Source organism: Lujinxingia vulgaris (genome assembly GCF_007997015.1).
In the GTDB taxonomy this organism is placed as follows: domain Bacteria; phylum Myxococcota_A; class Bradymonadia; order Bradymonadales; family Bradymonadaceae; genus Lujinxingia; species Lujinxingia vulgaris.
The window spans coordinates 1-22,112 of sequence record NZ_VOSM01000023.1 but is presented as its reverse complement, the minus strand read 5'-3'; the positions used below and the strand labels follow the sequence as shown (position 1 = coordinate 22,112).

Annotated in this window: 12 protein-coding genes and 1 rRNA gene; 7 read left to right on the top strand and 6 right to left on the bottom strand. The window is 63.9% G+C overall.

From position 1 onward, the window contains the following. Nucleotides 1-336: 336 nt before the first annotated feature. Nucleotides 337-2,565, bottom strand: a complete 2,229-nt coding sequence (locus tag FRC98_RS20685; protein WP_146983486.1) for a hypothetical protein — start codon at nt 2,563-2,565, stop codon at nt 337-339. 1,099 nt (nt 2,566-3,664) lie between these two features. On the opposite strand from FRC98_RS20685, the gene lepB reads away from it, so the two are divergent. The 5 genes from lepB to FRC98_RS20660 all read left to right on the top strand — a co-directional run bounded on the left by lepB (nt 3,665) and on the right by FRC98_RS20660 (nt 11,420). Beyond that, nucleotides 3,665-4,630 carry a signal peptidase I gene (lepB, locus tag FRC98_RS20680; protein WP_146983485.1) on the top strand — a complete coding sequence of 322 codons (966 nt, stop codon included), beginning with the start codon at nt 3,665-3,667 and terminating at the stop codon, nt 4,628-4,630. Between the two features lie 128 nt (nt 4,631-4,758). Beyond that, nucleotides 4,759-6,681 carry an ABC transporter ATP-binding protein gene (locus FRC98_RS20675; protein WP_146983484.1) on the top strand — a complete coding sequence of 641 codons (1,923 nt, stop codon included), beginning with the start codon at nt 4,759-4,761 and terminating at the stop codon, nt 6,679-6,681. After that, on the top strand, nt 6,678-8,582 hold the full coding sequence (locus tag FRC98_RS20670; RefSeq protein WP_146983483.1) for an ABC transporter ATP-binding protein: 1,905 nt from the start codon (nt 6,678-6,680) through the stop codon (nt 8,580-8,582). Before FRC98_RS20675 ends, FRC98_RS20670 begins: the two co-directional genes overlap by 4 nt. Before the next feature lie 112 nt (nt 8,583-8,694). Continuing rightward, nucleotides 8,695-10,077: a magnesium transporter gene (gene mgtE / locus FRC98_RS20665; protein WP_146983482.1), complete on the top strand. Its 1,383-nt coding sequence runs from the start codon at nt 8,695-8,697 to the stop codon at nt 10,075-10,077. A gap of 134 nt (nt 10,078-10,211) precedes the next feature. Next, nucleotides 10,212-11,420, top strand: coding sequence for a TraB/GumN family protein (locus tag FRC98_RS20660; RefSeq protein WP_146983481.1), 1,209 nt, complete (start codon nt 10,212-10,214; stop codon nt 11,418-11,420). Between the two features lie 570 nt (nt 11,421-11,990). Here the strand turns inward: FRC98_RS20660 and FRC98_RS20655 are convergent. Further along, nucleotides 11,991-13,931 (bottom strand): zinc metalloprotease, encoded by a 1,941-nt coding sequence (locus FRC98_RS20655; RefSeq protein ID WP_146983480.1) that lies wholly within the window; start codon nt 13,929-13,931, stop codon nt 11,991-11,993. A gap of 13 nt (nt 13,932-13,944) precedes the next feature. After that, on the bottom strand, nt 13,945-16,557 hold the full coding sequence (locus tag FRC98_RS20650) for an AAA-type ATPase lid domain-containing protein (protein WP_146983479.1): 2,613 nt from the start codon (nt 16,555-16,557) through the stop codon (nt 13,945-13,947). Nucleotides 16,558-16,717: 160 nt separating this feature from the next. Between FRC98_RS20650 and FRC98_RS20645 the strand changes: the two genes are divergently transcribed. Beyond that, on the top strand, nt 16,718-18,535 hold the full coding sequence (locus FRC98_RS20645) for a penicillin-insensitive murein endopeptidase (RefSeq protein ID WP_146983478.1): 1,818 nt from the start codon (nt 16,718-16,720) through the stop codon (nt 18,533-18,535). Between the two features lie 65 nt (nt 18,536-18,600). On the opposite strand, the gene FRC98_RS20640 is transcribed toward FRC98_RS20645, so the two are convergent. Next, the gene (locus tag FRC98_RS20640; RefSeq protein WP_230467869.1) at nt 18,601-19,113 is read right to left on the bottom strand and encodes a DUF507 family protein; all 513 of its coding nucleotides are present in this window, start codon (nt 19,111-19,113) and stop codon (nt 18,601-18,603) included. A gap of 455 nt (nt 19,114-19,568) precedes the next feature. Between FRC98_RS20640 and FRC98_RS20635 the strand changes: the two genes are divergently transcribed. After that, nucleotides 19,569-21,155, top strand: coding sequence for a DUF7107 domain-containing protein (locus FRC98_RS20635; RefSeq protein WP_146983477.1), 1,587 nt, complete (start codon nt 19,569-19,571; stop codon nt 21,153-21,155). Nucleotides 21,156-21,243: 88 nt separating this feature from the next. On the opposite strand, the gene FRC98_RS20630 is transcribed toward FRC98_RS20635, so the two are convergent. Both FRC98_RS20630 and rrf read right to left on the bottom strand, forming a co-directional pair. After that, nucleotides 21,244-21,591, bottom strand: a complete 348-nt coding sequence (locus FRC98_RS20630; RefSeq protein ID WP_146983476.1) for a DMT family protein — start codon at nt 21,589-21,591, stop codon at nt 21,244-21,246. Nucleotides 21,592-22,037: 446 nt separating this feature from the next. Further along, nucleotides 22,038-22,112, bottom strand: a 5S ribosomal RNA gene (rrf, locus tag FRC98_RS20625); the annotation flags it as partial.

Sequence of the window (22,112 nt, the reverse complement as noted above, 5' to 3'; positions counted from 1 at the left end):
CGTGTGAGGGCCGAGCTCTGTTTGGTGTCCGGCGCTCGGGCGTTGAAACCGGTCGCATATGCGCCGGTGAGGGGGGGCGGCATACCTCGAGTGGTGAACTTAGGGTGTCGAATGTGCCTGTTTGGAGTTGAGGGTGGTGCCGGGCGAGTTTCCCCTTCCTTTTTCGATGAAAATCAATCGCAGATTGGCATGGTTGTGATGAACGTGTTCGCGGGTGAACGTCTTGATCACCGCGTAGATAGTGGTCTTTGAGCGACCGTCGGCCGACGAGCAGGTGACCCACGGTCGTTGTGCGGGTGACCGAGGGTCCCCTATCCTCGGTCAATTATCCCCTCATCAATGAGTGTGCCCGCCGCGCTCACCAGGCACCTCCGGCATACCGGGAGGTCCGCCATGACCGTGTTCATGTCCCTTCTCCAACACCTCTTGTGGCAAAAGGTGCCGCGGCACGGGCTTGCCTTCGCGAATCAGACGCTCACGCTCAAGGCGCTTCTCCAACTCGTTAAGGCGATTCACCACGAGCATACGCTCCGCCCCTTCCGGCAGAAGTTTAGTCGCCCTCTGATAGTGCTCCATCGCCCGACGAGGGCGCTGCAGCGAGTTGTCGTAGACCTGCCCCAGACGCGCGTGCAACGGCCCAGCCGCCTCTACAGGAGCTCCTCGCTTGATCGCCCACTCCATCACATTGGCCGCGTCCTGATGGCGCCCACGGCGCTGCAGTGCCGCCACATAGGCGTCGACGCCCTGGAGGTTGTTCGGACCGGTTCGCAGTGACTCTTTTCCTCGCTCAAGCGCAGTATCAAGGCGTTGCAGTGCCAGTGCCACAAACGTCCCCTGCGAGAGGAAGCGGGAGTCATAGGGGCGCAACTCCAACGCCTCCTCGATCAGCGGTTCTCCCAGTCGCGCTTGCCCGGTCAGCGTATGAGCAAGCGATTGATTAAAAAGAACCTCGGCATGCGCGGGATAGAGCCGATGGGCTTCCTGATACTGGGGAATGGCCTCGGCAAAACGCGTCCGAAGCATCAACTGATCGGCGTGTCCGCGCTCCAGTGATGCCAGCGTATTCATGACGCTCGGTCCGATCATCGCTCCCCCGACCAGAGCCGCGACCGCCGCAATCAGCGCACGCGAAGTCAGGTTGGCCTGACCCAAGGTCACATCTCTGGCCCAGGCGCGCGGCTCAGACACATCCGCCGCGCTCCGAGCGAGCATCGCCGCAGCTACTGTCCACACGAGCGCTGAACCTCCCAGCTCCAACAGCGGCGTCCGAAACATCATCAACACACCGGCCACCACGCTGAATGTCAAAGCGACAAGCACAGCGCGCTCATCCTCTCCCGACGTACCAGTCCGAGATGCGCCGCCCACCAGCGCAACAATCCCCAATAACCACAACGCGAAGAGCGCCACGCCCAACGCCCCCTGCTCAACGCTGATTCGCGCAAAATCGCTATGGGGGCTCTTAAACGCCGGATAAATCGCGTACTGCTCGCGCACGTGCTCGTTTCCGTCATGAATCACATCCGTCTGACGCAGCCACCACCCACCGGCACCATGGCCAATCACCGGTTGTTGCGTATACAACCCCCGGGTTACCGCGTTCAGATACGGGCGGTAACTTCCATCATAGAGTTCTTCAACGCGATCGATTGCGAAGTAGGGCCAGCGCACCTCGGTGTCGGCAGCCATATCATCAAGAAACGCCATACTCGGGCGCACCCGCGGCAGATCGTTGGCGTCATTGGGGCTTATTGGACGTTCAAATGCCACGAGCCCAATCGCCGCGCCAGCTGCGACCACGATCATCGGAAGGGCAAGCCGGCCCAGCCCCACACGCCCCCCGCCTTCGCCGTGCCGCCGCGCAACGACGCCGACAAGCAAGGCCACTGCGGCCGCACTGGCAACAATCACCACATCAAGCGGCCGCGCCACGAGGGCCATATGCAACGTTCCCAGACTCAGCGCCGCAATTCCCACGCCTCGCCATACCCGCCCCGACGCCTTCAACCCGAGGGCTCCGCAGACCACCGGCAACGCCACCGCATAATAAGCTGCCGCAAACGACATCGCATCAAAGCCGCCGGCCACCCCGGGCGAATCCCATAAGGGCGTGAGAAGATCTCCGCCTGCCCACTCGTGCATCCCCAACGCGGCGGCCCCGATCACGCCGAGCCCTACTGCCATCGACCAATCGGCGAATCGTATCGCTCGGCCCACCGGCGCAAACACCACCCAGGCAAGCGCCCCCAGCGCCACCCACGTCGACGCGCTGAGCACCCCGAAGAGCGGCACGTCACTCCACAAAAAGCTGGCCCCGGACAACGCGAAGAACGCCACTCCCAGTCCCGCGACGCCGACCGCACTAACCTTTACCCCGCCTCGTCGGATAACACCTACCGCCCACATGATCAGAAGCAACGCCGCGCCCAGCACAAGCAATGCGTGGCGGCCTCGCTCAAAGTTGGAGAATCCCGTCAGCGCCATCACGGGCATCACCGCGCTCATCGCCAACACAATCCAGCTGGATAGCGAATAGCCCGGCGTCTCTTCATCACTTCGTGTCACTCATGACCTCGTAGGAAAACTATCAACGCACCCGTAGCGCGTCGTCTGGCATTGCCCTTGCCTCACTTGTGCAAAGGCTGTGCCGTTATCAATCGCACGTCGCCCGTCCAACACCACCAACCGAGCGCCGCATTTCATGAATCTGTCATCATATCTTCACCCGCTGACGTGACCCACGGTCACCTTCCAATCGACCGTGGGTCAGCGCACATGCCCAACTCCCAAGACGATTCGGAGATTTCTGAGTGGCCCACGGTCACTTTCCAACCGCCCCCCGGTCGGTGCACGTCACCAGTTTCTACGGCCTGTCAAATCAACTACCGACACCTTCCAAATCCCCCACCGACACCTTCCAACCGACCATCGCACTCAACGCCCTAAAGCAACCCACGGTCATTCTCTAACCGACCCACGGTCACCCTACGACGATCAACTCAACGCTCAGAAAAGTCCCACGGTCATTCTCTTAACGCCCCACAAACTCAACGCTCTAAAACGACCCACGGTCATTCTCTAACCAACCCACGGTCACCCTACGACGATCAACTCAACGCTCAGAAAAGTCCCACGGTCATTCTCTTAACGCCCCACAAACTCAACGCTCTAAACGACCCAGGCTTTCAAAGTGACCCACGGTCGTTTTCCAACCGCCCCCCGGTCGGTGCACGTCACCAGTTTCTACGGCCTGTCAAATCAACTACCAACACCTTCCAAATCCCCCACCGACACCTTCCAACCGACCATCGCACTCAACGCCCTAAAGCAACCCACGGTCATTCTCTAACCAACCCACGGTCACCCTACGACGATCAACTCAACGCTCAGAAAAGTCCCACGGTCATTCTCTTAACGCCCCACAAACTCAACGCTCTAAAACGACCCAGGGTCATTCTCCAACTGACCCAGGGTCACCTTACGACGAGCGTTTATGCGACTTTCTACGTGACCCGCGGTCCTCGCGCGCTACGTTGTAGTGCGGCGAATCAGCCCTGACAACACGTGCAGCGTAGCGCGTTGACACCCCCGATGCTGCCCCCCTAGATTCGAGTGCTGCCCGCAGCCCCGACCTGCGCCGCGTTTCTCCTCCTCGAGTGTACCGATGCCCCACGACACCCGCTCACGCTCCAACGCCCGCATCGCCTGGCTGCTCACGGTGTTCTCACCAGGGCTCGGGCTCGTCCACGCCGGCCGACTCATCGGTGGGCTCGTGGTCAACCTGCTCGTCGTCTTGCTCATCCTGCTCGTCGTCATCGCGGTGACGTTCTGGAACCTGGTCCTCGCCTGGGCGGCAATCGCCACACTTGTGGCCTGGGCGGCGGTTGGACTGCTAAGCGCATCACGAGCATCCGACCTGATCGCGGAAGCCTCGCCACAGCCACATCGGGCCTTTCAGCATCCGCTCATCTACACCCTCATCGCCCTGATGACATTTGTCGGGCCGGTGGCGATCATTTTCGACCAATCACTGCGCCACCTCTGGACCTTTACCCACGTCGACAACCTCGCCCTCTATCCCCTGGCGTTGCCCGGCGACACCCTCTTTGTGCGGCGAGTCCCCGCGCACATCGCCCCGCCCCGACGCGGAGATCTGGTGACGCTTATCACACCGGAGACCGATGCCCCGGCCACCTTGCGGGTCATTGCTGAGCCCGGCGAAGAGATCCAGATGCAGGGCAACACCCTGATCATCGCGGGCCAGCTCGTCGAGTACACCCCGTTGATGCACGAATGGGTCGGTCAGGCCCAGCTCGATGACGCCCTCGGACTGCGCGCCTGGGTCGAGCACAACCACGCCGAGCGCTACGTCGTCGCCATCAGCGACGAAGCCACACCCGACGCCTCCGTCCCCGGCCTTGCCCTGGGCCCGGACGACTATTTCGTGCTCGCCGACAACCGCAGCCACCTCGCCACTGCCGAGCCCGGCGCTTCGCTCACCTCCGACAGCCGCCTCTACGGACCGCTACCGGCCGACCAGATCATCGGCCGCCCCGTACATATCGCCTGGTCCAGCGCTCCCGAAAGCGGCGCCCCGCGCCTCGATCGCATCGGTCTTCCCCTGCACTGATTCACCGCCTCGCCATCCCAACCTCGGGCGGGTTGAAATGTTTGGTGCATCTCCTTAGTTTGCCGGGCGCGCATTTCCTTCCGCCTCGCCACCTGGCGAGCGCCCCTTCCCTCCTCGTGTCGTGTTGTATGTCGCAGTCCTCAAGCTCCACACCCACCTCCGGACCTCGTCTGGCCAGCGTCTCCGATCGCGAGCGCCGCAAGATCCTCTGGGGGTATTTCAAACGCTACCGCGGACTCTTCGCCGCCGGTGCGATCTTCTTGCTGCTGACCAACGGGCTGGCGCTCGCCATCCCCCAGCAGCTCGGAGACGCCGTCCAGCTCATGCGCGACTCCGTCGGCGCCAGCGCCGAGCAGCTCGCTGAGACGCGCCAGCAGGTCATCCGCGCCGCGATGATCATCATCGCGCTGGCCATCGGCGCCGGCATCGCCCGCGTCTACAGCCGCACCACCATCTTCAACGCCGGGCGACACATCGAGTTCGATCTTCGAAACGAACTCTACACTCACCTGGCCCGCCTCACCCCGAGTTTTTTCGGGAGCATGCCCACCGGCGACATCACCAGCCGGGTGACCAACGACGTCACCTACGTGCGCCTGCTCTTCGCCATCGCCTTTCTGCACATCGTCAACGCCATCGTCGCCTACACCATCGGCATCCAGCGCATGGTCGCCCTCGATCTCGGCCTGACGCTCTGGTGTCTCGCGCCTCTGCCACTGCTCCTCCTCGGGATGCGCAGCATCATCCGCGCCCTCTTCGAGCAGACAAAACGGGTGCAGGCCGAACTTTCCAACATGTCCTCGCGCGTCCAGGAGAACTTGAGCGGTGTCGACGTCATCAAGGCCTACACCCTTCAAGATCGCGAGATCGACGACTACTCCGAGCTCAACACCACCTTCTACGAAGAGAACGTCAAGCTGGCGCGCATCCGCGCGATGCTCAACGCCATGATCGTGCTCATCGCCAACGTGGGCACCCTCGTGGTGCTCGTCGTCGGCGCGCAACGCGTGATCGCCGGCACGATGGAGCTCGGCACCTTCGTCGAGTTCAACGGCTACGTTGTGGCCCTGGCCTTCCCCACCATCGCGCTGGGCTGGGTCTTCGCCGTCTGGCACCGCGGACTGGCCGCCTTTGAGCGCATCTGCGAGGTCAGCAACTACGAGCCCGACGTCGCCGACCCGGGCGACCTCGCCGAAAAACTTCCTACCGCCGAAGAACACACAGCCCTGGGTCATATTGAGTTCGACCAGGTTAACTTCGCCTACGACGGGAGCCCCGTCCTCAAAGACATCTCGCTCTCCATCCCGGCCGGCTCCACCGTGGCCATCGTCGGCAAAACCGGCAGCGGAAAATCCACCCTGGTCAAGCTGCTCGCCAGGCTCTACGACCCGACCTCCGGTCAGATCCGTGTCGACGGCGTACCGCTCCCGCAGGCCCCCCTGCGCGAGCTGCGCTCGGAGATCGGCTTTGTGCCCCAGGAGCCCTTCCTCTTCTCGATGACCATCGGCCAGAACATCCGCTTTGGCCTCGACGCCCTGCAATTCGACGAATCCCTCACTCGCCGCGCCCCCACCGCCCCGCTGATTGAGCGCCTGGGAAGCGGCACCGACGGCTCCATCTCACAGCAAGACCGCATCGACCAGGCCGTCAAAATCGCCGCCCTCGATGGCGACCTGGAGGCCTTCGACAAAGGCCTCGATACGCTCGTCGGCGAGCGCGGCGTGACGCTCTCGGGCGGCCAGAAGCAGCGCACCACGATTGCGCGTGCGCTCCTCACCGATCCGCGCATCCTCATCCTCGACGACGCCCTGGCCAGCGTCGACACCCAGACCGAGCGCCGCATCCTCGACCAGCTCAAAGAGCTGATGCACGGGCGCACCTCCATCCTCATCACCCACCGCTTCAACGCCCTCTCCCGGGTCGACTGCATCTTCGTGCTCGACCAGGGAGAGCTCGTCGAGCAGGGAACCCACGACGCGCTCGTCGAAAAAGGCGGCCTCTACGCCGAGATGTACGCGCGGCAGAAACTCAGGGAGCAACTCGAATCGTGAGCGCCCCAGAAGATAAAAAATCCGCCGCCTACGACAGCGGTGAGACATCCAAAGACGGACGCCCCAAAAATGCCGCCATCGGCTCGGGCTTCCAGGAGCAGAAGCTCGGCCAGATCACCGACTTCTCGCTGGTCCGGCGGCTGTGGACCTACATGCGTCCCTACCGCTGGCTCTTTTTCCTCTCGCTGATCTCGATGCCCGCGCTCACCGCCGTCTCGTTGGTGCAGCCCTGGCTTTTGCAGATCGCCATCGATGACTACCTCATCCCCGGCAAGCTCGGCGGCCTGTGGGGCGTGCTCGCGCTCTACGCTGCGAGCATCGTCGGCATGGCCGCGCTGACCTTCGGTCAGATGTATGTGACGCAGTACGCCGGCCAGAAAGCCCTGCGCGATCTTCGCCAGGAGCTCTTCGAGCACGTCCAGGGCCTCTCGTCCGACTTCTTTAAGAAAAACCCTGTCGGCCGGCTCATGTCGCGCATGACCACCGACATCGAATCCCTGCAGGAAGCGCTCTCATCCGGCATGATCTCGATGGTGGGCGACATCATCACGCTCACCGCTATCGTGGTCATTCTGCTCTACAAAAACTGGCAGCTCGCGCTGGCCAGCTTCGTAGTCGTGCCCGTGCTCGTCGGCCTCACCGCCATCTTCCGCTACTTCCTGCGCAAGGCCTTTCGCGAAATCCGCGTCAAGATCGCTCGCCTCTACTCGCACTTGCAGGAGAGCATCACCGGCATGAGCGTCATTCAGCTCTTCGTGCGCGAGAATGTGAGCCGCGATGAGTACCGCGACATCAACGCCGACTACCGCGACGCCAACATCCGCTCGATCCGCTACGACGCCCTGCTCTACTCGGTGGTCGAGGCGGTGGGCTCGGTGACCATCGGCGCCATCATCTGGTACGGCAGCGGTCAGGCCCTCGACGGCGCCATCACGCTCGGCGTGCTCGTGGCCTTTATCGAGTACATGCAAAAATTCTTCGTGCCGATCCGCGACCTGGCCCAGAAGTACAACTTCCTGCAGAGCGCGATGGCCAGCAGCGAGCGCGTCTTCCAGCTCCTCGACACCCACGAGACCATCCCCCAGCCCGATTCCCCCCGCCAGATCCCCGAGGGCCCGCTGACCATCGAGTTCGATGACGTCTGGTTCGGCTACGGCGGCGACGAGCCCGTGCTGCGCGGCCTCTCCTTTAAGGTCAACCCCTGCGAGCGCATCGCGCTGGTCGGCCACACCGGGGCAGGAAAAACCACAATCATCAAGCTCCTCACTCGCCTCCACGACATCGAGCGCGGTCGCATTCTCCTCAACGGCATCGACATCCGCGAGTTCGACGTGCAGGAGCTTCGCCGCAAGTTCGCGGTGGTGCTCCAGGACGTCTTCCTCTTCAGCGACACCGTGCGCAAAAACCTCACCATGGGCGACAGCGCCGTCGGTGACGAAGACATCCGCCGCGCCACCGAGCTCGTGCACGCCGACGCGATGATCGAGCGCCTCGATGGCGGCCTCGACTACGCGGTGAGCGAGCGCGGACAGAACCTCTCCGCCGGCCAGAAACAACTTCTGGCCTTTGCCCGCGCGCTCATCCGCGACCCCGAGGTGCTCATCCTCGACGAGGCCACCGCCAACGTCGACACCGACACCGAAGCGCTGATCCAGGACGCCATCGAGCGCATGCTCGCCAGGCAGACCTCGCTTGTGATCGCCCACCGCCTCTCCACCATCCAGCGCGCTGACCGCATCCTGGTCCTCCACAAAGGCCAACTTCTCGAAGAAGGCACCCACCAGGATCTGGTCGCCGCCGGCGGGCACTACGCCACGCTCTACCGACTGCAATACGCCACCGGCGCCGAGATCGCCGCCGAGGCCGATGCCTCCACCCGGGCCTCCTCAGCCTCGCTCTGAGGCCACATCGGCGCGGCGCACTTGACTGACAGGCCGGCCTCGCTACATTGGCGCGTCTTCTCGATCGGAAGTTTTTTGCGACCCCAACGCGCCATCGCCCAGGCACTCGCCGATGTCCCTTGAAGAGAGCTCCATCCCCTTCGACCACGACCAGATCGTGGCCGAACTTCAGGCCTGCATCCACGAGAAGCGCTGGAGCGAGGTCAAAGATGTGGTCGCCGGCGTGCCGACCGCCGAGATCGCTGACGCCTTCATCGCCCTCCCCAAGACCGATAAGGTCCTGGCCTTTCACGCCCTGCCCCGCGCCCTGGCCGCCGACCTCTTCAGCTACCTGGAGCTTGAAGAGGCCAACAACCTCCTCTCCGACCTCACCGATGAGCACGCCCGCGAGCTCGTCGCCAACCTCAAGCCCGACGACCGCACCCAGCTCCTCGAAGAGCTCCCGGGCCAGGTCACCCAGCGCCTGCTCAACCTCTTAAGTCCCGAAGATCTGCGCGAAGCCCGCCAGCTCCTGGGCTACCCCGAGGAGAGCGTCGGCCGACTGATGACGCCCGACTACGTCGCCGTCCGCGCAAAGTGGACGATCGCCCGGGCCATCGAACACATCCGAAAAAAGGGCCGCGACTCCGAGATCATCTCCATCGTCTACGTCACCGACCCCGATTGGCAGCTCATCGACGCGCTGGAGCTACGAAAGCTCATCCTGGCCGACCCCGAGGCCACCGTCGCCTCGTTGATGGACAATTCCTTTGTCAGCCTCTCGGCCTTCGACGACCGCGAGGAGGCCGTGCGCGCCCTCTCCCGCTACGACGTCGTCGCCCTTCCCGTCGTCGACTCCGGCGGCGTGCTCTTAGGGATCGTCACCGTCGACGACGTGCTTGATGTCGCCGAAGAAGAAGCCACCGAAGACTTCCACAAGGGTGCTGCCGTCAGCCCCCTGGATCGCAGCTACCGGGAGAGCTCCATCTGGTCGCTCTTTCAAAAACGCATCGGCTGGCTGCTCATCCTGGTGATCGTCAACCTCCTCTCCTCGGCCGTGATCTCGGCCTACGAGGAGACTCTCGCCACGGTCATCGCCCTGGCCTTCTTTATCCCTCTGCTCATCGGCAGCGGCGGCAACACCGGCGCCCAGTCCGCCACGCTGATGGTGCGCGCCATCGCCACCGACGACGTGCGCCTCTCGCAGTGGTTTAACTGCGTGAGCAAAGAAGTCGCCGTAGGCCTGAGTCTGGGCGTGGCCATGGGCCTTGCCAGCGCGGTGCTCGGCCTCTTCCGCGGAGGCTGGATGCTCGGCGTCGTCGTCGGACTCTCCATGCTCGGCATCGTGCTCGTGGCCAACCTGGTGGGCACGATCCTCCCCTTCATCCTCACCCGCGCAAACGTCGACCCGGCCATCGCCTCTAGTCCGCTGATCACGACGATCGCCGACGCCAGCGGCCTGCTCATCTACTTCGGCACTGCCTCCTTCTTCATTGAGACCGGTCTGATCGGCTGAGCGCCACCCTGGGGCCTCCCCCCGGTGACAAAAGGTGTTCAAACGCCGCGCTTTAAGCTAAACCATCGCACAATCTGCACCTGCGCAGCCCCTCGACCGGGGCCAGCTCCTCTTCTCTCTTCCCCAGAACCTCCATGACCGACCTGCCTCACGACCTCCCCGCCGGCGACGCCGCCCCCCACGAAGCCGACATCACCCGGCTGACGGTCGACGGAAAGTCCATCACGCTCATCGGCACCGCCCACATCTCCCAGGAGTCGGTGGAGACGGTCCGCCGCATCCTCAGCGCGGAGAAGCCCGAGACGGTCTGCGTGGAGCTCGACAGCGAGCGATTCAAAGCCCTGACCGAAGAGCAGAACTTTCAGGATCTGAACCTGCGCGAGGTCATCCGTAAGGGCCAGCTCACCTTCCTCATGGCGCGCCTGGCCCTGATGGCCTTTCAGCGCCGCATGGGAAGCTACACCGGCGTCAAACCCGGCGCGGAGATGGCCGCCGCCATCGAACTCGCCGATGAGCTGGGGCTGGAGGTCGAACTCGTCGATCGCAACGTGCGCACAACGCTTTTGCGCGCCTGGCGAAAGACCTCCTTCTGGCGCCGCTCTGCGGTCGCCATGAGCCTTCTGGCCGGCGTCTTCGATCGCAACGAAATGGGCGAAGAAGAGCTCGCTGAACTTCGCCAGTCCCACAACATCGGCGCCATCCTCGATGAACTCGGCGAGGCGATGCCCTCGGTGAAGACGGTGCTCGTGGATGAGCGGGATCTCTTTATGGCGCATCACATCCGCAACGCCCCGGGCCAGAACATCGCCGCGGTCGTGGGCGCCGCGCACGTGCCCGGCCTGGTGCGCCGCCTCAAGGCCGCCGACACCCCGGAGGAAGCCCGCCAGGTCGACGAGGTCCCCCCCCGCTCCACCTTCTCAAAGCTGCTCCCCTGGCTTATCCCGGCGATCGTCATCGCCGTCTTCGTCCTGGGCTTCTTCCGCGCCGATCCCGGGGAGTTTCAGAACGCCGCAATCGCCTGGGTGCTGGCCAACGGCTCGCTCTCGGCGCTGGGCACGCTGGTGGCCCTGGGTCACCCGCTCACGATCATCGCCGCGTTCATCGCCGCGCCGATCACCTCGCTCAACCCCACCATCGGCGCGGGCATGGTCACGGCCTTTGTGCAGACCTTCGTGGCGCCTCCCAAGGTGCGCGATCTCGAGAACATCGGCGACGACATCGCCGAATGGCGGGGCTGGTGGTCCAACCGCCTGGCCCGTATTTTTCTGGTCTTTTTCCTATCGTCGCTCGGCAGCAGCCTGGGCACCTTCGTGGCCTTTGGGTGGCTGAAGAACCTCGTCTAATCGCCCATTCTATGGGCCGGATCGCGTTGATCTTCGCGGAAAAAATTTGACCGTAGGTCACGTAATAACCTGACCCACGGTCACCCTCACGACGTCGAAAAAACTGACCCACGGTCACCCTAACGAGGCCCAAAAAACCGACCCACGGTCACCTCGGCCCCCTCAAAAAACCGACCCACGGTCATTCTCGCAACGTCGAAAAACCTGACCCACGGTCACCCCAACGACGCTCCAAAAACCTGACCCACGGTCATCCTAACGACGCCCAAAAAACCGACCCACGGTCACCTCGGCCGGTCACCTCGGCCCCCTCAAAAAACCGACCCACGGTCATCCTCGCAACGTCGAAAACTCCGCCCCACGGTCATCTTCGCGATGCTTTAACACCGCCCCTCGGCCCCCCCGACGACGCCCAATAAACTGACCCACGGTCACCCTAACGACGCCCAAAAAACCGACCCACGGTCACCTTATCGACGTCGAAAACTCTGACCCACGGTCACCCTAACGACGCCCAAAAAACCGACCCACGGTCATCCCTGCAGTGTTCGGCGTTCACGAGAAGTCGTCTTAATCGAGAGGCAAGATCTCCCGCAGATACGCGCTGTTCACCTCATTGAACACTGCCGGCCCCTCCCCATCGAGCTCCGCCCGCTGCTCAAAGCTGCGATCGGAGCCCGCATCCATAATAAACCCGCCAGGCTCGGCATTATGAAAGATCGTGCCGGGTGCCTCCCAGTCTTCGGGAAGGTGCGTCAGCCCCAGCGAGTGCCCGATCTCGTGCACCATCGTGTTGCCAATGACGTTCCCGGCCACCCGCACGGCTTCTTCAATCTGCGCCGCCCGCGGGCCACTTCCCACCTCCGAGCCCCTCACCGCCTCCCCGCCCAGCGCCGGCATAAAGGGCCCGAACACCCGATCAAAATGCTCCGAGCCGTCCCGATTCCCCGGCGTGAGCGTGGGGCTGAAGTAGGTAAACGACTCCACAAACACCCCGCCAAAGAGCACGTTAAAGTTCTCCCCACTCTGGCGGTTGATGCCCCCCAGGTAGTCGTTCAGGTAGAGATTTCCGGTGTCCTTGGCCTGATCATTAAACGTATTGTCATAGCCAAACGCGTTGTTGCCCGAAGGGTCCGGCCCCCCCATCTCCACCACCGCGTAGTCGCCAAAATCTTCGGGCTCGTCTTCGACAAAGACGATGTTTACGCCCTCAAAATCACGACGCGCGACCGCTAGAATGCGGTCGCGGATCTCCCGCTCCACATTGCCCAGCCCGAAGGTATCAAGCGCACGGCTAAACGCCGGCAGGTACTTTAGCCAGACCACCTGACGGGTCGGAAGAACCTCAAACTCCCCCTGCCAGCCGACCCCCACCGACTCCCCGGCGCCATCGAAAACGACCGGTGTGATGCTCCCCTCAAAGATGCCGGGCGTCGCCCCCAGTCCCCCAAGGGTGCGCCCCTCGACGCTGTACCAGACCTCCTGGAGCAAAACCTCATCGCTCTGCACCACGTCGACCGCCCGCTCCAGCGCGCGACTTCCCTCGTAATTCACACTCGGAAGCGCCGCGTCAGCAGGATCAAAGGTCCCCTCATAGCGCAAAATCATCCCGTAGCCCTGCCCCGCCCCCACAAACCCTCGCCCGCGCATCGTCACAATCTGCCCGCGACTTGCCGAGGCAGGCTCAAGCGTCGCCAGAAACGTCGGCTGCAAGGGGCCCGCGACCTCAAGCCCCGACTGACCCGTGGTCACCCCGGCCCCCTCCCGAAGCTCATTCTCCAGACGCAACGTCACGTCGTACTCGCCAGGGTGCACCCCGAAAACTCCGGGTTCCAGCCGCACCTCGGCCACCTCCCGCGTCCCCGACCAGCGCACCGGCAGGCGCTCCCCGCTCAGGTCGCGACGACCACCCGGGGTGGCCTCCACAAAGCCCTGCTCCACCACCGCCCAGGTCTGTCCCTCCTCGGGGCGCAGCACCCCGTGGCCCTCCAGGCGCAGCGAGCCGTTTACGAAGCTCGGGGCCTCACCATCGCTTGTGAGCTGCGGTGCCAACGCTCGTATAAAGCGCACACGCGCCCCGGCAAGCTCCCCGCGAGCAACCTCCCCGACCTCATCGCGCAGGCTCACCTCCACGCGCATCATCGCAAACCACTCCTGCACCGCCGGAGCCTTCGGCCAGAGCCACTCGGCGGCATCGATCGTCACAAACAACTCACCGACATCGCCCTGCCTCTCAGGCTCCGCCCGCAGGCTCACCTCGAAGCTCTCTCCGCCCTCAATGTCGCCGCGCAAGGTCACCCGGGCATGGTCGGCCACGATGCGATCAGAGCCGATAAGTCGCAGGCGCAACCGGGACGTAGGCACCACCAGGCGCTGATCCAGCTCGGGGGAGATTCCCACCACGGCGCGAGTCTCCTCGACCGGCGCCTCTTCACCCGAACACCCGGCGAAACTCAGGCTCATCGTCGCGGTGACCAGCGCCAACACCAGCCGGCTCCTGCAATGCCTCATTCCATTCCTCATACTAGAGCGGACGCGCCTCACGCACCCGGGTCGGAAGATCCTCGCGATCGATCACATCATAACGCGCCCGCAACACCGCCAGGCGCACCACCTCCACCGCCTCCTGAACCTCGCCAGGGTAGGTGTAGGCCAGCATCGCCTCGAGCGCCGTGCGCGAAAAACCTTCGATCTCGCGCCCGTAGCGCGCCGTCCACTCCCCCAGCCAGAAGTCGAAGACCGCCCGCTGAATGGTCGGCCGACGACCAAAAGCCGGCACGATCATCTCACGATGACCCAGCGCCTCCTGCAACACGCCGGAGTACGGCTCCAGCACGCTGCGTACCTCAGCATCCGGCGCGTCAAACGCCAGGCACAGGCGCACCCCGGCCTCCTCACACTGATGCGAGAGCGCCACAATACGGACCTCATCGAGCAGCTGCGCACGCTCGATCAGCAACGTCCCCTGCCCCATCGTAAAGATCGTGCTCTGCAACAACCCCGGTCCTCGACCGCCACCCATCTCACCGAGGATATGATCCAGCACATCCATCGCCCCCGCATCCGTGCACCGCACCACACGCATCGCCTCATCAGGCCCGCCGCCCAGCGCATGGGCCAGCGTCGCGACCATGGACTTACCCACCCCGATCGCCCCCCCAAGCACAATGGGCTCGGGCGTCTCCATCAAGAAGGTGAGTCCGTCGACCAGCTCCGGCTCCACAAGCTGCGTGGCGATCTCCGCGGGCCAGACCTCCACAGACTGCGTCAGTCGGAAGATCGCACCGTCGGCGCGCGCCCGGTCCCGCTCCTCGCCGAGCAACTTGGCCTTGGCAAGAGCCTCGTCGCGCTCCTGCTCCACCCGGGCCGCCCCGCTCTGCGCGGTCTCAATCTCGGCGCGCAGCTCCGCCAGATCCGGCCCCTTCTCCAGCTCCAGCTCGCGGCGCCGCTCCAGCGCCGCCCCCTCCAGAAGTTCGATCATCGCCGCCGACCACAGCGGCGCGCTCCAGGCCGCCGTCGCTGCATCAAGAGCCTCTGGCGAGACGTAACCTTCCCCCTCCGCCAGCAGAGCCTCCTGGCCCCAGAACCCCAGCAGCACCATCTCCGCCCCACCATCGAGCTCCAGACAGCCCCGCATCGCCGGCAAGCGCTGTGCCATCGACAAATGAAGCACCTCGGCAATCCCCACCATCGGGTGCGTCTCATCCGCCCCGGGCATCGGCACCTGATAGCCCTCGGCCAGCAGAATATCGACCGCATCGGCAACCTCCCCCCGTGCCGGTTTTACCGAAAGCTCCCCTTCCCCCTCGAAACACAGCTCAAACGACTGCCCGGGCAGACGCCCCACAAGACGCAAATCGCTGCCGGGCACCTCCACCCCAACCTCGCGCAGATACCCGTAAAGCAGCTCCTGCCGCGATCGCTCATCGGCGATATCCCCCAGCGCCGAGCGCACCCCGTACTTCAACCCGTAGAGATAGTCGCCAAACCACACCATCGAGGGGATCAGCACCGCGAACCAGCGCCAGCGATCTTCCTCAAACGCCACCGGCTCCATCACCGCAGCAACCACGCAGGCAAAGAGCCCCAGCACCACCACCCCGGTCAGATACCCGTAGCGCTCCCCGAGGCCGGCGGCCTGCCCCGACTCAAAGCCCTGGGCGCTGATCTCATAGATCACAAAAAGGCCCGCCATGATCGCCGCGGCGTGCAGGGCCACCTCCACATTCTGCAGATAGCCGGCGTGCAGCAACACAATCAGCACCACCGCCACAAGCGCCCCGACCCCCATCAGGCTCGCCCCACTGCCCAGCCCCCGGTGGCTGTCGACCTGACGGCGCGCATACATCGCGACAGGCCGCATCATCACCAGACTCACAATCACCGCCGAGGCCAGCACCTGATCGGCCAGCAACCACTGATAGCCGTAGGCCAGCAAAAAGAGCCAGGCCAGGGCCACCGTCTCCAGCGCGATCAGGTAGACCGAGCGCGGCGGCAAGATCCACGAGTAGCGCCACCACAGCACCAGCACCGCAGCCAACGCCAGCCCGAAGGTCAGCCACAACCCGGGGTGCACCTTCGAGTCCCCAAGGCGCATCTGCCCCGAGAAGATGGCGTTGGGACGCTCAAGCCCCAGCAGCGCGTCATTGCGGCTGGCCACCACGCTGCGCAGCCCCTCCGGCCCCACCTTACCCGGCAGCAAACGCCCATCGATCTCCACCAGGCGGTCGTTCGGCTCCACCCCCGGCGGCAATTCCCGGGGATCAAACCCCTCCCCCTGCACCGTCACCGAGAAGCGATGCAGCGGACGCAGGATCTGATAATTAAGCAGCCGTGCCTCGCCATCCTCCGTCTCAACCTCGGCGGCAGACTCGGTCATCGCCGGCAGCAGCGTGCGCAGGTGGCGAAGATCCTCAAGCGCCATCCCCTCCACCGCAACCAGCCGGTCACCGCGCTGAAAATTCTGGGCATCACTGCCCGGAGCTCGCTCCACGGCAACCTGCCGAATCGTCAGCTCCGGACCAATCGTCACCCCCAGATCGGGTAGACCCGAGAGCCTTCCCCAGATCACCAACGCACTCACAAGCCCCAGCGCCAACACGGCGAGCCAGGCTCCGGTATGTCCGCGTTCTCTCATCGTTTTTTTGTGCTCGTGCTTAATTTTTGTGTCGCCGCGCCATCGTGCAGACCCGGTTGCCGCACCTCAACCAACACTTTATGATCGCAGGCGCTGACCCTGGCCCACCCTACTTGGGAACGGGAACAAACGGAACAGTCCTCTTGCCCCGACCCCCGCTATGATCCGACTTCTCCTCGTCGTCTCCCTGACTTTGCTCGGAGCAAGTTGCGCCACGGCCCCCCACGCCGCTCCCGCGCCACCACTGACGCCTCCTCCGGCCCCGGTTCAGTCGGCCGCCCTGCCAGCTCAGCCGTCCCCACAGCCGACCCCGCCCCCGAGCGCGCTGCCGGAGGCCATCCTCCTCGTCGACCACGCCCTGGAGCTGAGCGCGCAGAGCGTGGGCAGCGCCTGGGGGCTTCCCCACGAGCCTCTCGACGCCCTGGCCATCCTCGATCCCGAACGACGCCCCCCGGGCTCCCTCTCGCTCGGCACCATCCGCCAGGGACGACTGCTCCAGCCCGCAACCCTGGCCGCCGAGGGCCCTTACCACAGCATCATCGAGCGCCACCGCTCCCGCAACACCCACTACGGCACCCACGAGCTCATCGCCGCCGTTGAGCGCGCCGCCGAACGCGTCGCGCTGGAGTTTGGCGGTGCTCCACTTCGCGTAGGCAACATCGCCTTCGCCCACGGCGGCCCCATCCCCTGGAGCAGCTCCCACCAGGCCGGTCGCGATGTCGATCTGGCCTTCTACGCCCTCGATGCTCAGGGCCACTCGGTGCCCACCCCCGACCTCATCCACTTCAACGACGACGGCCACGCCGACGGCTACCCGCTGACCTTCGACGTCACTCGAAACTGGGCGCTGGCCCGCACCCTCCTCACCGACCCCGAGATTCGCGTGCAGTGGCTCTTCGTCAGCGAAGGCCTCAAACAATTGATGCTCGACCACGCCGTAGCGATTGGCGAGCCTGCCGACCTCATTGAGCGCGCCGCCTCTGTACTTCACCAGCCCACGGACGCTCCGCCTCACGCAGATCACCTGCACGTGCGTATCGGCTGCCCCCTGGCCGACCGCCTGGAGGGCTGCCAGGACTGGGGCCCCCGCTGGCCCTGGTACGAGTGGAACGACGAACGCGTGCTCGCCAGAGCCCTGGCCCTTCGGCCGGCCCTCAGCGGCGACAACCCCGAGTTGACCCGCCGCGCCCTCGACTTCCTCGAACAACTCAATCCCCCCATGGCCGGCGAACTCATCCTCTTTCATAGCTTCGAGTCGCCCCGGGCCGAACTTCGTACGCGCGCGATCGAACTCCTCCAGAAGATGCCCCCGCGCACCCGAGCCGGAGCACTGGCCATCGCCCGACACCTGGGCCGAAACGATCTTCCCGAAGACGCGCGCCAGCCCCTCTACAACACCCTGGCAGCCGCCTCCACCCCTTCCGCCTTCGAAGTCGCGCGAGCTCGCCTCTTCGATACCTCGCTGCCTCTTGAGGAGCGTTTGCTCGCTGCCCACGCGCTGCGCTTTGATCTCTCCCCCGAGCTGGTCTCACCCATTCTCGACCACCTTGCGAGCGCCCCCGCCCCACTTCGCGCGCGCCTGGCCGAACTCCTCTACCGTGTCACCGCCCGCTACGACGGCCTGGACTGGACGGAGGCCAGCACCGCCGAACAAAACCAGTCACTGGCGCAATGGCGTCTGTGGTGGGAGCAATATCGCGAACTCCCCCGTCAGCAGTGGCTTGAACACGCCCTGGCAGACCTCGCGATCGACGCCCCCTGGGGCGATCTGCGCCAGATCGACACCCTCATCTCCCACCTCCCCGCGCTTCACCCGGCGCTCGCCATGAACCTCAGCCACATCATCAGTGACTGGACCGGCCGCTGGGCCCCCCGCGACTTCAACTCCCCGGCCGACGCCCACCGCTACTGGACGCGCTGGTGGGGAAAGAACCGCGACCGCATGCTCCAGCAATCCGCCCCCCAGGCCTGGCGCTGAGCCGACCGCATAAAAAAAGACCGGCCTGAGCCGGTCTTTCCTTTCACCCTATCGCGCGTTGAGCGCTACTCCAGATTCTTGAGCCTTTTGAGGTTGCCCATCACCTTCTCGTACTCAATCTCCCAGGCCGCCGACCCCTCTTCCAGGTTCTTGATCTTGCCGCGCACTTCCTGATCAAGCTCTTCCTGAACGTTGGTATGCCGCTTCAGGATAGGGTTGATCTTGCGTCGAAGATCATTATCCGTCGAGTACACCTCATCGACGAAGTTCGAGTGAAAGAACGTCTCGATGATCTGCGAGATGATATATCCCAGCGGATCATCGGTGAGCTCAATCCCCTTCGCCTTTGCAAGCTTACGCTTTTCGCGGCCCACGCTGCTGTCACCATACTTCATGGCGATGTCTTTGGCCCGCTCGGTGAGCTCACGATCAAGCCGAATATACTCGCGAAGCACCGACTGAATATCGAGCTCCACTTCGGGAAGATTCTCCGACGCGATCTCGAGATCGCCGGCGCGGGTCAACGTGCGGATAATCTCTTCCGCAATGACCGGTACCTGTCCGCCATATAAGCGCATAACGCCTCCAGATGGTCCGAACGCACCCGGCATAACTCCGGGACTCCGGTGGCGTCCGACGAATCCGGGTCAATTTCACCGGGATTCGAAACTTTTCGTCCGTCTAACGAGTGGCTTTTTTTGCACCTTTGCCCGCAGATTACAAGGATAATTTTAGCTGCCGGCCATTTCCTCGCCAGCCACCCTCAAAAACACACAGTGAGCACGCTTTCATCCTGTCACTCCAACGAAATTGCCCGGCGCAAAACACGCATAGCGATGGGAAGCCACGCAGGTGTGCTTATCTCCGCTTCCCGCCTGGGGCGCCCGGCTCCCGGGCTCGGTCCTCTCCCCTCCTGGATTTGAATAGCCTCGATTTGCTCGCGTCCAAGGAGCACGCAGTAGCCTCGGGCGCAGCCGCCCCGTAGTATGATTCACAACGCAGAACGCCAACCTCTATTGAGTGGAGACCTACCATGTCGACCTTTGCCTCAGCCTCTCCCCCCTGTACCCCCGACAGCAGGTCTGCGCTCAGATCGACGCTTCGCTGGCTGACGCTGACGCTCTTCTTCGTGCTCTTCTCTCAGGGCTGCCTGGGGTGTGACGATCGCAGCAACCAGGAGGTCGACTGCTCCGTGGCCGGCGAGTGCGCCACCTGCGAGCTCGACGACGACTGCAGCGTCGGATCCATCTGTCGCCTGGGCACCTGCACGCTTCCCTGCGCCAACGACAGCGAATGCGGCGCCGACCAGATCTGCGCCCGCGGTCGCTACTGCATCGCGATCCCGGACGAAACCACCTCCTGCACCGTCAACAGCGAATGCGATTCTCGCCGCTGCGACGAGGGCACCTGCGTCCCGGCCGACCGTTGCTCGGTCGACAGCGACTGCTTCGAGATGGAGTTCTGCAGCCTCGATGGCTTCTGCGTACCTCAGTGCCAGGCCTCGCTGGAGTGCCCCGGCAGCGAGATCTGCTTCGAAGGACGCTGCGTCATCGGCGGTGGCTGTGAGAGTGATGAAGACTGTGGCGAGCTCGGCGTCTGCTCCGAGAATGGCAGCTGCCAGGTAGCCTGTGAGTCTGACGCCGAGTGCGGCACCGACGCTGCCTGCTTCGAAGGACGCTGCTCGGCTGGCTGCACTTCCGACGCTCAATGTGGCGATTCCGGCGTCTGCTTCCGGGGCGCCTGCGTCACCGCCGACCCCGACGATCCCACCCGTCCTGCCCCCGAACCCGGTGAAGAACCCGACGACCAGGAAGAGCCCGGAAACGACGTCGATCCTCAGCCCGACACCGACCTCCCCGATGACGTGGGATCCCACCCCGACGATGAACCTTCGCCTGACCGCGACGACGCCCCGGAGTGCACCGCCTCGGAGGACTGCGGCGCCAACGCAAGCTGCGAAGACGGCCTCTGCGTGGCCATCGGCATCTGCCAGTCCAACGCCGACTGCTCCGAAGGCTCCACCTGCCAGCGCGGCCGCTGCCGCCTGGGCTGTGAGGTCGACGATCACTGCCGCGCCGGAGAATTCTGCACGGCTGACGGCGCCTGTGCTCCTGTAGAAGAGCCCGACCTGAGCTGCCGCTCCAGCAGCGAGTGCGGCCCCTGCGAGGCCTGCATCTCAGGCTCCTGCCAGATCGTTGACCAGCTCTGCGTCACCGACGCCCAGTGCGGCATCGGCAAAGACTGTGAGCGTGGCTTCTGCCACTACGAGTGCAGCGACAACAACGACTGCCCCTACAGCCAGTTCTGTGATGCCGGCACCTGCCGCGCCGCCGACAACCCCACGGCCTGCACCACACGCTCCGACTGCGGCACCCGGGAGAGCTGCATCAATGGCTGGTGCTACGACCACTGCAGCGCCGACAGTGACTGCGGCGACCAGATGCTCTGTGACCAGGGAGTCTGTCAGCCCGACTACCGCCCCGGCCCGGAATGCACCGGCGCCGGTCAGTGTGGCCCGGGAGCCACCTGTGTTAGCGGCGTCTGCACCATCAGCTGCAGCGGCGACGCCGACTGCACCTTCGGAGCCGGAGCCTGTGAGTTTGGCTACTGCGCACGTTAATCACATAGCCTGAGACCACACTTCAACGAGGCCCCCGACGCCATGGCGGGGGCCTCGTTGCGTTCTACCTATGCCCCAAAACATGCTCTCATCCCGAAACCCGAGGTGTGCCGGGCCAGAATACAAAGGCCACAGCAAGCAAAATGAGCGCAAACGCCACCCCGTGATTCCACCGGGGAAGCTCCCGAAAGTAGATAAAGGCAAACCCTACAAACACGCTGATCGAGAGCACTTCCTGCATGATCTTAAGCTCCATCACGCTGAAACGCTCCACGCCGATACGATTCGCCGGCACATGGAAGCAGTACTCCAGCAGCGCAATGCCCCAGCTTACTACGATCACCTTCCACAACGGGCTGTCCGTATGTTTGAGGTGCGCATACCACGCCACCGTCATAAAGATATTGCTCAACAGGAGCAGCCCAACGGTCTTCATCTCATCCTCCGCAATCAATCGTTGACCACGATTCGCAACACCACGTTCTTCGCGTCCCCGCCAAGCCTTAACCACCTGCCAGAGCGGAGCGAGAGGCCTCGAACAGCATGCCCGACCGCTATCCTTATTCGACCCCGGGTCACCTTTTTAGCCATCCGGAAGACGACCCTGGGTCACCTTTTCCGTCACTCGAACAGTAGGCTTTCAGACGAACCTGGGTCACCAGTTCAATCATCCGCGGCTTCAACTGACTGTCCACTTTCGCGCACATTGCCCGAGATCGAACGCCTCGCACCCGTAAACGCGTCACAACACCTACTCCCCGCGCTCCACCGCCCAATCTGCTTCGCTCCCTCCCAATCCCCACCGCTCTCTCCTGACCAAAAAACAAAAAAAACCCGCCCCGCTCTACTTACGCAGAACGGGGCGGGCTTTTTTAAATAAAGGGTTGGCAGCGACCTACTCTCCCACGACCTCTCGGTCGCAGTACCATCGGCGCTGGAGAGCTTAACTTCCGAGTT